Here is a 12,878-nt window from a genome sequence, read left to right on the forward strand (position 1 = left end):
AGATTTTCTCGTGAGTGACCGGCTTCACTTCGGTTAGGTTTTTATGTGAGTTGACACGTGACGTTGGGCAATTTGTCACAGAGCCTTCAATTTTCCATCCCCTGCGCCGCCCACCGGGCTCAGGCCTTCGCCTGCAAACGCTTCAGCAGCGCCTCGCGCCGGGCTTCAAACCCGGGTTTGCCGAGCAGGGCGAACATGTTCTGTTTGTACGCTTCCACGCCGGGCTGGTCAAAGGGGTTGACGCCGAGCAGGTAGCCGCTTGCGCCGCAGGCCTTCTCGAAGAAGTAGACGAGCTCGCCGAACGCGCGCGGTGAAAGCTCCGGCACGCGCAGCACGAGGTTCGGCACGCCGCCGTCGACATGGGCCAGCACGGTGCCCTCAAAGGCGCGCCGGTTCACGTCATGCACGCGCGCGCCGGCGAGGAAGGCCAACCCGCCGCCGTCGGTGCCGTCGTCGGGGATGGTCACGTCGCGGGCCGGGCGCTCAACGAAGACGACCGTCTCGAACAGGTTGCGCCGGCCCTCCTGGATGTATTGCCCCATGGCGTGGAGATCGGTGGTAAACTGCACCGACGCCGGGAAGATCCCCTTGTGGTCCTTCCCTTCGCTTTCCCCAAAGAGCTGCTTCCACCACTCGGCAAAGGTGGCCAGCGACGGCTCGTAGCCGACGAACAGCTCGACGGTGTACCCTTTGCGGTACAGCGCCGTGCGGTACGCGGCGTACTGGTAGGCCGGATTGTCGGCCAGGCGCGGTGTGGCGTAGGCCTCGCGGGCCGCCTGGGCCCCCTCCATCATCGCCGCGATGTCGATGCCGGCCACGGCGATCGGCAGGAGCCCCACCGCCGTCAGCACCGAGTAGCGGCCGCCGATGTCGTCGGGGATGACGAAGGTTTCGTACCCCTCCTCCGTTGCCAGCCGGCGCAGGGCCCCCCGCGCCCTGTCCGTCGTGGCCACGATGCGCCGCCGCGCCACCTCCGGGCCCGCCGTGCGGTAGAGCCAGTCGCGGATGATGCGGAAGGCGACGGCCGGCTCCGTCGTCGTGCCGGACTTGGAGACGACGTTGACGTAGACCGTCTTGCCCTCCAGCTGATCCAGCAGGTGCGCCAGGTATGCGCCGGACAGGTGGTGGCCGGCGAAATAGATCTCCGGACCGCCCCGCTTGTCGCGCGGCAGCTGGTTGTAAAACGGAGGGGTCAACATCTCGATGGCCGCCCGCGCCCCCAAGTACGACCCGCCGATGCCGATCACCACAAAGGCGTCGGCCTCGTCGCGAATGCGCGCCGCCGTCTCCTGGATGCGGGCAAACTCGTCGCGGTCGTACGCAACGGGCCAGTCGACCCACCCCAAAAAGTCGGCCCCCGGCCCCGTCTTCCGATGGAGCTGGTCGTGGGCCAGCTGCACATACGGCTCCAGGCACGCCAGCTCCCGCTCGGACACAAACGGCCGCACGTGGCGCGGATCAAAGGTGATGGACACGCCCATGCTTGAACCTCCCCTGACGGAAACTGCACCTTCTTCAGGATGACACGGAAGGTCCTTTCCACGCAAGAAACGGCGGGGATGTGGTATGCTCAAGCCAGGTTGACCGCCACATTCCCCGCAAGCGAGGTGCTCGCCGTGCGCATCGGCGTCGACATCGTTGACATCGCCCGCATGCAAGCGCTCGCCGCCGACGAGCGGTTCGTAGCGCGCGTGTTTACCCCGGCCGAGCGCGCCCTTCTGGACGGCCTTCCGCCGCATCGCCAGGCCGAGGTGCTGGCCGGCCGCTTCGCCGCGAAGGAGGCCGCCGCCAAAGCCCTGGGCACCGGATTTGCCGGCGGCATCCGTCCCCTTGACATCGAGACGCTGCGTGGCCCCTCCGGCGAGCCGGTGCTGCAGCTTCACGGCGAGGCCCGGCGGCGGGCGAAAACGCTTGGCCTTCGCCAGTGGCACGTCAGCCTGTCCCACACCCGCGACGTGGCGGTGGCCTTCGTGGTGCTTACCGGTGATACGGTTCCCCGCGCTGGATCTTGAACGCGCGGTACAGCTGTTCGAGAAGGATCAGGCGCACGAGTTGATGCGGAAACGTCATCCGCGACAGGGAGAGGCGCGCATCGGCCCGCTTCAGCACCGACGGCGACAGGCCCAGCGTGCCGCCGATGACAAAGGCGACCTGGCTTTTCCCGTACGTGGCAAGGCGGGCCAACTCGGCGGCCAGCTCTTCCGACGACCACATCGCCCCGTCCAGCGCGAGGGCAATGACATAATCATCGGGACGCAGGCGCTCAAGCAAGCGGCGCCCTTCTTTTTCTTTGATTTGCTCCGCTTCGCGCACCGACAGGCGGTCCGGCACCGGCTCGTCGGGCACTTCGATCAGGCGGAGCGAGGCGTACGGCCGGAGGCGCTTGGCGTATTCGTCCACCCCTTCCTTCAGAAACGCCTCCTTCACTTTCCCGACGCTGACCACGGTGATCCGCATGGGCGCCAATCCCCTTCCTCTGCGCAGGGAGGATTCACAAAAAAACCTTCGAAGAATTTTTACAAGCAGATTACGTGATTGAAATCTGTATGTGTTTTACTTAAAAATGTGGGAATCACATCCTAGGAGGGGAAAAAATGCGTTTTCGAATGCGACGGATTTCCTTCGTCCTGTTGGGCATCGTCGCCCTCTTCGCCCTGCCGCTCGCGGCGGCCGCGGCCACGCCGGAGCAAGAGGTCGTCAATTTGGTCAACGCGGAACGGGCCAAGGTGGGGCTTCCTCCGCTCGCCCACGACGCGCAGCTCAGCAGGATCGCCCGGATCAAAGCCCAGGACATGTACCGCAATCATTACTTCTCCCATTATTCCCCGACGTACGGCTCCCCGTTTGACATGCTGAAGCGGTTCGGCGTCTCGTACGCGTACGCGGGCGAAAACATCGCCAAAGGATATCCGGACGCCCAATCGGTGATGGCCGGTTGGATGGGAAGTGCCGGCCATCGGCAAAACATCCTCCATCCGGCGTACGACCGCATCGGGGTGGCCCACTATAACGGGATCTGGGTGCAGCTGTTTACCGGGGACGGCAAGGCCGGGCAATACGGCTCGTCCCACGTCGTCCAGAAGCTCGCGCCCCTAAGCGGGAAACCGGCGGTCGTGCCGTACACCGTCAAACGGGGCGACACGCTGTACCGCATCGCCCTTGCGTACCGCATTCCGCTCGCCAAGCTGATCGCCGCCAACCCGCAACTCCAAAACCCCAATCTGATTTACGTTGGACAAACCGTCTACGTGCCCGTACGGTAACACCCCGCGGTGAGCAGAATCCCCCTGCTCACCGCTTTTCCGTTTCTTCTCCCGGTTTGGCGTCTTCACCCGTCGGCGGCGCCCACACCACATAGGTGGCCACGCGGCCGCAATAGCGACAGGCGCGCTTGACGATCTCCGGCATCCCGCGCACCTGCGCCACATGGTGCACGTCGTCGATATGGGGCGCCACCTGCTGATGGTCAACGGCGTCGTCGAGGGCCTGCTCCACGTGTTCCGGACAGCAAAGGATCCACACCCGAACCGTTTCCATCGCCTCCCGTTCCCTCCTTCCCGCAACCGCCTGCAGGGGAAAGAAAAGGCCAGGGGAACCCCCTGACCCTTGCAGCCGGTTCGCCGGCTAGCCGAGCGCCCGCTTAGGACTGCGGGTCACGCATCAGTTTAACCTCCACGGTCTTTTCCAATCCGCCGCGGTACACGGTCACCCGGACCGTGTCCCCCGGGCGCTTGTGCTTGTACAGGTATTTGCGCAGTTGCGCCGCATTCTCGATCTTCTGGTCGTCCAGCTTCACAATGACATCATACTGCTTGAGCCCCGCGCGCGCGGCCGGGCCCATCGGCGGAAGATCGAGGATGATGACGCCGTACTCCACGTCCGGCGGCAAGTACAGCGGATCGTCGTGCCAGTACTCCGACGGGACCGACGCCACGTCGCGGATCTGCACGCCGAGATACGCGCGCTGGGGTTTGCCGTGCCGCACGAGGTCGTGCAGCACCGGCTCGGCGTCGTTGATGGGGATGGAAAAGCCCAGGCCCTCGACGCCGGGAGCCGAGATCTTCGCGCTGTTGATGCCGATCACCTGGCCGCTTATGTTGACGAGCGGCCCCCCGCTGTTCCCCTGGTTGATGGCCGCGTCGGTTTGGATCACGTCCAGCTCCCAGTCGACCTGGTTGTCGCCGTTGACATCCCGCGGAACCGTGCGGTGGGTCGAGCTGATGATGCCCGCGGTCACCGAGCGGGCAAACGCCAGCCCCAAGGGATTGCCGATGGCAATGGCCGGCTCGCCGACGCGCAGGTCGTCGGAGTTGCCAAATTGGGCCACGGCCTCGACCCCGTCGTCCGGGATTTCCAACACCGCCAGATCCATAAACGGATCGACGCCGAGCAGCTTGACGTCCCGCACCCGCGCACCGTTCGGCAAGACCACCTCCAGACGGCCTTCCCCGTTGGCGGCGGTCTCCACCACGTGGTAGTTCGTGGCGATGCGCGCGCGTCCGCTTACCCGTTCAAAGACAAAGCCCGATCCCACTTCCCGATCGACGCTTTGCGCCAACCAAAAATTCTCCTGAACGGTGACCACCCCGACAACCGCCTTCTCCACCTTGGCCACGGCGTCGGCGATGGCCGTGTTGACGTCCACGTTGATCGTGCGATGTTCAGACGGACCAGAAGGGGCGGGCGAGGTGTCGCCGATGGGAGCGGGCTGGAGCGGTCCCCACCCCGCCGCCACGAGTCCGAAAAACACCACCAATCCTCCGGCGATGCCCGACAACAACGAAAGCCACAGCGAAACACCCCGACGACGCGGCGGGGTGGAAAACCCGTCGTCGTAAAAGCCCATCGCCATCACCTCCACACAGCGCCCCGACAAGCGCGTCCGCGCATGGACGCGCCTGACGAGGTATGCGCGATCCTCCTCGCGGCAATGCTGGGAGTGTATCCGTTCCAGCATCATTGTACCATTCCGTTTTGGTCCCGAGGAGGTCTCTCCATGCGCAACGTGACGCTGCACGATGTCCATGTCCTGGCCCGTCTGGCCGACCTGAAAGAGGACCTTTACCAGCAAACCCTGCTCGTGACGGCGCTCATCGCGCTGCTCACCGAAAAGGGGATTCTGCGCGAGGGCGAACTGCACCAAACGTGCCAACAACTGGAGCAGGAGCTTATGGCCGAGCTGCCGGCGCTTCGCCCAGATCATCCAGGCGCGTGGGACGATCAAAATACGTATCGTGCAACGTGAGGTCCTCACCGACGCGCAGCCCGTTCTCCTCCAAAATGGCCTGCACCGTCAAGCGGGCCAGCTCCATCAGGTTGTTGTCGCGGCTCAAGTGGGCCAAGTACACCTTGGGGCGCTCGCCGCCGATGATCTCCGCCAGGGCCTCTCCGCAGTCGTCGTTGGACAGGTGGCCAACGTCGCTCAAAATGCGCCGCTTCACGCTCCACGGATAGGGCCCCATGCGCAACATCTCCACGTCGTGGTTGGCTTCGAAGATGTACACGTCGGAGCCGGCCACTTTTTCTTTGATGCGGCTTGAGACATAGCCCAAATCCGTGGTCAGGCTCAGCTTTTGCTCCCCGTGATAAAAGCAAAAGCCGACGGGTTCCGCCGCGTCGTGCGACACGCCATACGACTCGACGAACAGATCCCCAAACTGGAGCACCTCGCCCGTCTCAAAGACGCGGCGCTGTTCGGGTCGAAGCGGTCCCAGCGCATCCCCGAGGGCCTCCCACGTGGCCGCATTGGCATAGACCGGCAGGTTGTACCGCCGGGCCAGTACGCCAACCCCCTTGACGTGATCGGCATGCTCGTGCGTGATGAGAATGGCATCCAGCGACGCCGGAGAGATGCGCACCTCTTGAAGCGCCGCCTCGATTTGCTTCCCGCTGAGCCCCGCATCAACGAGCAGATGAGCCCGTGAGGTTCCCACAACCAGCGCGTTGCCCGTGCTGCCGCTGGCCAAGATGGAATAACGCATCCCCGCCTCCTCCCGTCCCTTGTCCCATTGTCTCTTCCTCCATTATTTCAAGAGCAAGGACGCCCGTTCAAGAGACGACGGGCGCTCCACGCCGCCGGTGATGGCGTTGACGTAATAAACGCGGCCGGAAGCCACGATGCGCCACACGGGCAGGAGGGCCTGCTCCTCTAGCCCGGTCGGATAGCCGGTGTACCCGAGCTCGACGCGCCGGACGACGGCGCCCGGGGGGAGCAACCCGTTCCGGACGAGGGTAAAGAGCGCGGCCTGCGGCGGAACCGCCGGATACGCGAGCCCCATTTGCCGCACTTCGGCATACCGCTGCACATAGCTGCGCAGATAGCCGTTTGCCACGTTCACCTCCACGGTGACGTCAAACAGCGGCAAATGGTTGACCGTCTGCACGAACACGTGCTTGTCGCCTTGCGATTGCACCGGGTCGTACCGGTATTCCGGAAAGCGGAACACCTCGTCGGCCAGGCGTTCGGCGACCGCGTCGGGATGCGGGTTCGAGACGCGCAGCGCGCGCTTCCACACGGCCAACAGCAAGCCCTGGTGCTCCCACACCCGTTTGCCGCTGGCGCGAACCACCCCCAGGTCATACGGCGAGCGGACGTACAACACGGCGACGTTGGGCACCGTCTCGGGAAGCGGCGCCTCGACGCGAACCTTCCACTGCGCCAGCAGGTTGCGCGTGGCCTCTTCCGCCGCATCGGCGCGCGATGCGAACGGTTCCCCCAGGACGCGCACATGATACACCTCGTAGCCGAGGAAAAGGTCGAGCAGGAAAAAGGCGACGATGAGCAGCGTTTTCGCCCTACTCCAATCCATGGTGCACCCGCCTCGTTTCCGTCTCTCGACCCACGAGCAGCATCTCGCCGGTCGTTCGCTCCACCAGCCACACCGGCGTCAGGTCGACAAAGGGGTCGCGATAGCGGCAGAGGTAGGCCAGGCTCAACCGTTCGATGTCCCGGACCGGGATGTTCCACGCTCCAAGCTGCCGCAGGACATCGGCCGCATCGGGCAGCGTCAGCGTCTCGTGCCCCACGTAGCGTTCCAGGCGCACCGTTGAACGGGTGTACGTGCGGACACCGCTGCCCCACACCTCCAGCTCCATGCGCCCCACGTCGCGCCCCTCCGGCCCCACCAACGGATACCCATTCAGGTATTCGCGGAAGCGCACCTGCTGGCGCCCGTCCTCCCCTCGCGTCAGCCGAACCAGAACGAAGGATCCGGTCCAGCCGCCATGGCGGTTGACGAACTGCACGGCCATGGACAGACCGTCGGAGGGTCGGATCGCCGTCGGGTTGACGGTCCCGTCGTAATAGGCGAGGAGATGGTCTTTCCCCGCCGTTTGCACCGTCCGATGACCATCGGTGTAGACCATCCGGCCGTCCGCCTCGCGCCCGGAACGGATCAGCTTCGGGTTGACAAACAGCGACTGCACAAAGGCGAAATCGGGAATCGCGCGGTACTCGTAGCGGAGCTGCCGCACGCGCTGGGGACCGGCCGGAACGTACAGCACGCGGGCCAGCTCGTCGCGCCCCGGCACCGACGCGATCGGCACCGTTTCGACACGCAGGAGGATGCGCCCCATCTTCAGGTAGGTGTCCAGCTGCTGGGTGGTCAGGGTCGGCCGGGCCGCCACCGCCTTGCCGAGCGCTTCCGACACCAGGTAGGCGCGCGGCACCCCCTCCCCGTCGCGATAGACCGCGATCCGCCGCACCGTGGGGAGGATCCGCGCAAGCTCCCCCGTGTCGGCCACGATCTGCTCGAGAAGGGCAACGGGAATCTCGCTCCCAAAGACCAGCTCAATCCCCCTTCCGCGCCGCGCATACGCTTCCCACACGGATCGGGTATAATGCTCCCGTGCCAAGGGCTGGAAGGACCATTCGCGCAGGCGCGCGGCGATGACCCCGTGCACCGGCGTCCCCGGGTACGCGACGGTGTGCGTGCCGTCACCATGGTGAAACACCACTTCGACCGGCGTGACGACGTCGAAGAGCTCCCGTGCCTCGCCGATGGACGCGAATGAGGCGTACGTTTCCCGCTCAATGGGCAGCGAAGGCGGGGGCGCGTTCCACAACAACCCGGACAGGGCCACGCTTAGCGCCACGAGGACGGCCAGCACGGCCGTCTTAAGCCGTTCCCGCATCGGCCGCTCGCGCCTCCTCGTCAAGGGGCAGGCGCACCGTTACCGTCGTGCCCTTGCCCACCTCGCTGTCGAGGGCAATCTCGCCGCCATGGGCGCGGACGATTTCGCGGGCAATGGACAGCCCCAGTCCCGTGCCGCCCAGCTCGCGGGATCGCGCCTTGTCGACGCGATAAAAGCGGTCAAAGACTCGCGGCAGGTCTTCGGCGGGGATGCCGATCCCCGTATCGGCCACGGTGACCGTTACCCACGGCCCGTCCATGCGCGCGGCGATGGACACCTTGCCGCCCGGTCCGGTATACTTGAGGGCGTTGGACAGCAAGTTGTCAAACACCTGCAGCATCTTGTCCCGATCCAGGGCAATGGGCGGCAGCGGCTCAACCAGGGAGAGGGACAGGGCGATGTTCCGCTCGTCGGCCTGGAACTGAAAGCGTTCTTTCACCTGGCGCAACAGGTGCGCCAATGACGTGGGAGCCTTCTCTACGCGCCACTGGTTGGAATCGATCCTGGAGAGCTGCAACAGATCGTGGACGAGGCGGATCATGCGCTCCGTCTCGTTTTGCGCCACGCGCAAAAAGCGCGGCCCCAGCTCGGGATCGCTCATGACGCCGTCTTGGAGCACCTCGAGGTAGCTTTTGAGGGTGGTCAGCGGCGTGCGCAATTCGTGGGACACGTTGGCCACAAATTCGCGCCGTTCCCGCTCGAGCGTTTCCTGCTCCGTGACGTCGGACAGCACGGCGATCACCCCGCGCTGCACCGTGCCGCGCCGGATGGGCATGATCGTGATCCGCAGAAACCGCGGGCGCCGGGACCCGTCTCCTTGTTCCACGACCCACGACCGGCCGCCACCCAGCTCTTCGTCTTGGGCGCGGCCCTCGGGAAACGGCAAGCAGTCGACCAGCGGCATGCCGAGCAGCGCGTCCTCGGGCTGGCCAAGCATGTGCGCGGCGCGCCGGTTGACGAGGATGACGCGACCGCGGGAGTCGGCCGCCACCACCCCGTCCTGCATGCTGGCCAGCACGGAGGCGAGCTTGTCCCGCTCTTCCTCATGGTCCGCCAGCGCCTTCTGCAGGCGCGCCGTCAAGTGGTTGAAGGCCTGGCCCAGCCGGCCGATCTCGTCATCGCTGTAGATGCGCACGCGGCGGGAGAAGTCGCCCTTGGCCATGGCGTTGGTCTGCCGCATGATCTCCTGGATGGGGCGCGTGATGGTGCGCGACAGCACCACCCCCAACACCGCGGCCAGAACCACGGCCAACGCGCCGGCCGTGGCCAGGATGCGGTTGATTCGGCGAAGCACATCATACGTCGGCTCCAGCGACGCCTTGACCATGACGGCGCCCAGCACGGTATCCCCCCGTTTGACGGGTACCGCCACCACTTGCACGCGGTCGCCTGTCCCGGGATCGACGCGCACCGTCTCCTTCGGCGTGCCGAGGAGGGCATGGTACACCTCGAGATAGCCGTTCTTCTGGCCGACCGCGTTTCCGGCGTCAAAGGAAGCGGCCAAAATGGTCCCGTTTTGATCGATCACCTGCACCTCGCTGCCGCTAACGGTCACGAAGCGGTTGAGGAGCACCTGCGGATCGGCGCCGAGGTTCGCCGGCGCCCCTTTTCCGGCGTGGGTCGCCAGATAGGGCTCCACATTGGCCGCCAGCAAATCGGTTTGCGCGCGCACCGTGGTGCGGAAGTTCTCCAGGTAGTATTGTTCAATGGCGCGAACGGAATAGGCCCCGGCAAACTGCAGCACCAAGAGCAGCATGAGGATGTAGAGGAGCACCACTTTGGCACGGATCGAGCGTAGCAGCCGCCTCATGGTCACCCCGCGCCTCCGTCGCCGGGAGCGGTGAGCAGGTAACCGACGCCGCGGCGCGTGAGGAGGTACGCCGGCTGGCTGGGGCAATCCTCGATCTTCTCCCGCAGGCGGCGCACGGTCACGTCAACGGTGCGGGCATCGCCGTAGAAGTCGTATCCCCAAACCGCTTCCAGCAGGTGTTCGCGGGTCAGCACCTTGCCCCGATGCTTGGCCAAATAGGCCAACAATTCAAACTCGCGCTGCGTAAGATGGATGAGCTGTCCCCGCTTCGTCACCCGGTAGGCCCCGGGGTCGATCATCAGGTCCCCGATCACCCAAACCGCCTTCTCGTCCCTCGCCCCGCGCTGCAGACGCCGCAGGTTGGCCTTGACACGGGCGATCAGTTCCCGCATGCCGAACGGCTTGGTGACGTAGTCATCGGCGCCGAGCTCCAACCCCAATACGATGTCGAGTTCCGAATCCCGCGCGGTGATCATGATGATCGGGACGTCCGATTCCTGGCGGATGGCGCGGCAAACGGAAAACCCGTCCTGTTTGGGCAGCATGATGTCGAGCAAGATGAGATCGGGCTTGTCGCGGCGCGCCTTTTCCACCGCTTCCTCGCCGTCGAAAGCCAGGAGGACGTCATAGCCTTCCTTTTCGAGGCTGAATTTGAGGATTTCTGCGATGGGCCGCTCGTCGTCCACCACCAGAATGCGCCCGCGCATGCGCTTCCCCCCTCGTTCTACCTGCATTCTACCATGGACCGAGGGGGCGGGCGCTGGAAAACAAAAGCGCCCCACATCGGGGGCGCCGTGCGCCGATTACAGGTAGCGCAGGGGGTTCACCTTGACCCCGTTGCGGATCACTTCAAAGTGCAGATGCACGCCCGTCGAATGGCCGGTGTCGCCCATCACGCCGATCACTTGCCCCTTTTCCACCACGGCGCCCACACGCGTTTGGATCCGGTCCATGTGGGCATACAACGTGCGCAGCCCGTTGCCGTGGTCCAGAATCACCGTGTACCCGTAGTCGCCGTTCCAGCCGGCAAACACCACCCGGCCGTTGTCGGCCGCCAAGATGTCGCGGTTTCGCGCGCCGGCGATGTCGAGGCCGGTGTGCATCTTCCCCCACCGGTAGTGGAAGCCGCTCGTGATGCGTCCCCCGCGCGTCGGCCACGCCAGATTGCCCGTTCCGGTGGACGCGATCGCCTTCGTTCCCCGCAGGACCACCTTCGCCACCGGTTCGGCGAGCACCGCCTGCGACAGCATTGCCTTGGCCACCAAGGCCCCGTTTTCCTTGACCAGCCGATAGGTGACGCGTTTCTGCCCCTTCTTCCCTTCCTGGATGACCCGCTGTTCGCCCCGCGGGAGACGGGGATCCTGACGCACCTCGACCGCAAACGGCACGTTCTCGACCACGGTCACCTCTTCTACCGTTTTCACCGTCACCTTCGGCCGGTGCACCGTCACGTTGATCGGCTGCCCGATTTGCAGCAGGGTCTCCTCCGTCAGGCCGGGATTGAGCCGCTTGAGCTCGTCCGTCGTCAGGTTGTAGCGGGCAGCGATGCAGGACAGGCAGTCGCCCGGCTGCACCACATGCCGCTTCGGTTCGGGCGTGCCCGTCTCCAGCAGCTGCCGCAGCTCCGTTTCCGTCAGCACCTCGCGCGGGTCCACCCTTGCCGGCTCCACGTCGATGCGCTCGACAAACGTCACCTGCCGGACGGTGCGAGCCGGTGCCTCCTCTCCGCGCGAGGCGATGGTCACCGCGCGCTTGGCAGGCGCAAGCTCCCGCGCATGGGCCGCTTTGATGGCGTCAAGGACCCGCGCAACCGTCTGCGCATCCGGCGCGTACGCCACCGTTTTGCCGTCGATGACCACCCGGACGGCCTCCGCCTTCACCCGGACGCGCTGGGCGAGGGCGCGCAACGTGCCGGCGTTGTCGAAAACGCCATTGTACGCCCGCCGCTCGGCAACGCGCAGGGACGCGTCCACGTGGAGGCGAAGTCCGTCATGTTGGCCGGCGTACTGCCGTTTTTGCTTGTCCAACCACGCATGCACGATTCCCGGATCGCTCACCGTGCCCACGTATGCGCCGTTCCAGTAGACATCGTACACCGTCCGCGCATGGGCCTGGTACTGCTGAACCGCAAACGCCGTGCTGCCAATCAGGATCGAAAGGGCCACGATGCCCGCGGTGATTGCCGAGTTTCCCTTCATTGCAACCTCCTCATTTCACCGATTTGCCCTTCTCCCCAACCCCCTCCGCATTTCGGCACGCGCCGCAATACGGAATATTCTGGATGAAAAGCCGCCGCACCCGTCGCCGGGTTTCTCCCTTTTTCCCGCCCGTCTGCTAAAAATGGACAAGCCCTGGCACAGTTTCCACTGTACCACAACCGATTTCCGACGAGCAAGGTCAGATTTTGGGATTGTTTTCGACAACGTTGCGAACACTACCGATGCAGCAGGCATTCGCAAAAAGGAGGTGCCAACCGTGGGGGAACGGACGATCCTGGCCGCCTTTCGCACGGAAGACGACGCGCGTACGGCCGCGCGGCGGCTGCGCGATCTCGGCATCGAAGCCGTGGACATCGAACGGGTGCACCTGTACCCCGAAGAAGGCGCGGCGGACCGGCTAACCAACCCGCTGACCGGGCGCATCCAAAGCCTGGCCAACCTCACCTTGGGGGCGGCTGATCCCAACCCCGACGCCGCCGTTCTGCTGGCCGCCGACGCATCGGCCAGCGGCATGGCCGACGGCAATCCCTTCGAGCTGGGCCGCGACATCGTCCTCACCGCCGTCGTGCCCGCCGAGCGGGCCGCGGAAGCCGAGCGGATCGTGCGCGAAGCGGGCGGTAGGCTGTGACGCGCCGTCGGCCCCTTGAACACGGCCGCGCAGACGCGCGAGAACGGAAAGCCGACGGAACGCCACAAAAAAAGCCGGAGCGCATGTG

At 65.2% G+C, this 12,878-nt stretch carries 14 protein-coding genes; 4 read left to right on the forward strand and 10 right to left on the reverse strand.

Features of this window, described 5'->3' with window-relative positions:
- Positions 1 to 119: 119 nt before the first annotated feature.
- Complete coding sequence (locus IEX61_RS04315) at positions 120 to 1,481, reverse strand: glucose-6-phosphate isomerase (RefSeq protein WP_188816891.1); 1,362 nt, start codon at positions 1,479 to 1,481, stop codon at positions 120 to 122.
- A gap of 99 nt (positions 1,482 to 1,580) precedes the next feature.
- On the opposite strand from IEX61_RS04315, the gene acpS reads away from it, so the two are divergent.
- Positions 1,581 to 2,012 carry a holo-ACP synthase gene (gene acpS, locus IEX61_RS04320; protein WP_229725693.1) on the forward strand — a complete coding sequence of 144 codons (432 nt, stop codon included), beginning with the start codon at positions 1,581 to 1,583 and terminating at the stop codon, positions 2,010 to 2,012.
- Here the strand turns inward: acpS and rlmH are convergent.
- Positions 1,978 to 2,457 (reverse strand): 23S rRNA (pseudouridine(1915)-N(3))-methyltransferase RlmH, encoded by a 480-nt coding sequence (gene rlmH / locus IEX61_RS04325; RefSeq protein WP_054669863.1) that lies wholly within the window; start codon positions 2,455 to 2,457, stop codon positions 1,978 to 1,980. The genes acpS and rlmH overlap by 35 nt on opposite strands.
- A gap of 137 nt (positions 2,458 to 2,594) precedes the next feature.
- Here rlmH and IEX61_RS12685 point away from each other — a divergent pair, with 137 nt between their 5' ends.
- Positions 2,595 to 3,263, forward strand: a complete 669-nt coding sequence (locus IEX61_RS12685; RefSeq protein WP_177325833.1) for a CAP domain-containing protein — start codon at positions 2,595 to 2,597, stop codon at positions 3,261 to 3,263.
- Positions 3,264 to 3,291: 28 nt separating this feature from the next.
- On the opposite strand, the gene IEX61_RS04335 is transcribed toward IEX61_RS12685, so the two are convergent.
- Together IEX61_RS04335 and IEX61_RS04340 are read right to left on the reverse strand one after the other, a co-directional pair.
- Positions 3,292 to 3,537, reverse strand: a complete 246-nt coding sequence (locus IEX61_RS04335; RefSeq protein ID WP_054669869.1) for a CxxH/CxxC protein — start codon at positions 3,535 to 3,537, stop codon at positions 3,292 to 3,294.
- A 103-nt stretch (positions 3,538 to 3,640) separates the two neighbouring features.
- Positions 3,641 to 4,957 carry a S1C family serine protease gene (locus IEX61_RS04340; protein WP_229725694.1) on the reverse strand — a complete coding sequence of 439 codons (1,317 nt, stop codon included), beginning with the start codon at positions 4,955 to 4,957 and terminating at the stop codon, positions 3,641 to 3,643.
- A 39-nt stretch (positions 4,958 to 4,996) separates the two neighbouring features.
- Between IEX61_RS04340 and IEX61_RS04345 the strand changes: the two genes are divergently transcribed.
- A complete protein-coding gene (locus IEX61_RS04345; RefSeq protein WP_054669873.1) occupies positions 4,997 to 5,245 on the forward strand; it encodes a hypothetical protein in 249 nt (82 codons plus the stop codon).
- Here IEX61_RS04345 and IEX61_RS04350 read toward each other — a convergent pair.
- The 6 genes from IEX61_RS04350 to IEX61_RS04375 form a co-directional block, all read right to left on the reverse strand.
- Complete coding sequence (locus IEX61_RS04350; protein ID WP_054669876.1) at positions 5,169 to 5,981, reverse strand: MBL fold metallo-hydrolase; 813 nt, start codon at positions 5,979 to 5,981, stop codon at positions 5,169 to 5,171. The two genes, IEX61_RS04345 and IEX61_RS04350, sit on opposite strands and share 77 nt — an antisense overlap.
- A 42-nt stretch (positions 5,982 to 6,023) precedes the next feature.
- Positions 6,024 to 6,809, reverse strand: a complete 786-nt coding sequence (yycI, locus tag IEX61_RS04355; RefSeq protein ID WP_188816893.1) for a two-component system regulatory protein YycI — start codon at positions 6,807 to 6,809, stop codon at positions 6,024 to 6,026.
- Positions 6,796 to 8,133 (reverse strand): YycH family regulatory protein, encoded by a 1,338-nt coding sequence (locus IEX61_RS04360; protein ID WP_188816894.1) that lies wholly within the window; start codon positions 8,131 to 8,133, stop codon positions 6,796 to 6,798. The genes yycI and IEX61_RS04360 overlap by 14 nt, the downstream gene beginning before the upstream one ends.
- A complete protein-coding gene (locus IEX61_RS04365) occupies positions 8,117 to 9,943 on the reverse strand; it encodes an ATP-binding protein (RefSeq protein WP_054669888.1) in 1,827 nt (608 codons plus the stop codon). Before IEX61_RS04365 ends, IEX61_RS04360 begins: the two co-directional genes overlap by 17 nt.
- A gap of 2 nt (positions 9,944 to 9,945) precedes the next feature.
- A complete protein-coding gene (gene yycF, locus IEX61_RS04370) occupies positions 9,946 to 10,650 on the reverse strand; it encodes a response regulator YycF (protein ID WP_188816895.1) in 705 nt (234 codons plus the stop codon).
- Positions 10,651 to 10,746: 96 nt separating this feature from the next.
- Positions 10,747 to 12,141 carry a peptidoglycan DD-metalloendopeptidase family protein gene (locus IEX61_RS04375; RefSeq protein ID WP_054669892.1) on the reverse strand — a complete coding sequence of 465 codons (1,395 nt, stop codon included), beginning with the start codon at positions 12,139 to 12,141 and terminating at the stop codon, positions 10,747 to 10,749.
- A gap of 277 nt (positions 12,142 to 12,418) precedes the next feature.
- Between IEX61_RS04375 and IEX61_RS04380 the strand changes: the two genes are divergently transcribed.
- Positions 12,419 to 12,790, forward strand: coding sequence for a hypothetical protein (locus IEX61_RS04380; RefSeq protein WP_188816896.1), 372 nt, complete (start codon positions 12,419 to 12,421; stop codon positions 12,788 to 12,790).
- Positions 12,791 to 12,878: the final 88 nt, after the last annotated feature.

The organism is Calditerricola satsumensis (genome assembly GCF_014646935.1).
GTDB classification, from domain to species: domain Bacteria; phylum Bacillota; class Bacilli; order Calditerricolales; family Calditerricolaceae; genus Calditerricola; species Calditerricola satsumensis.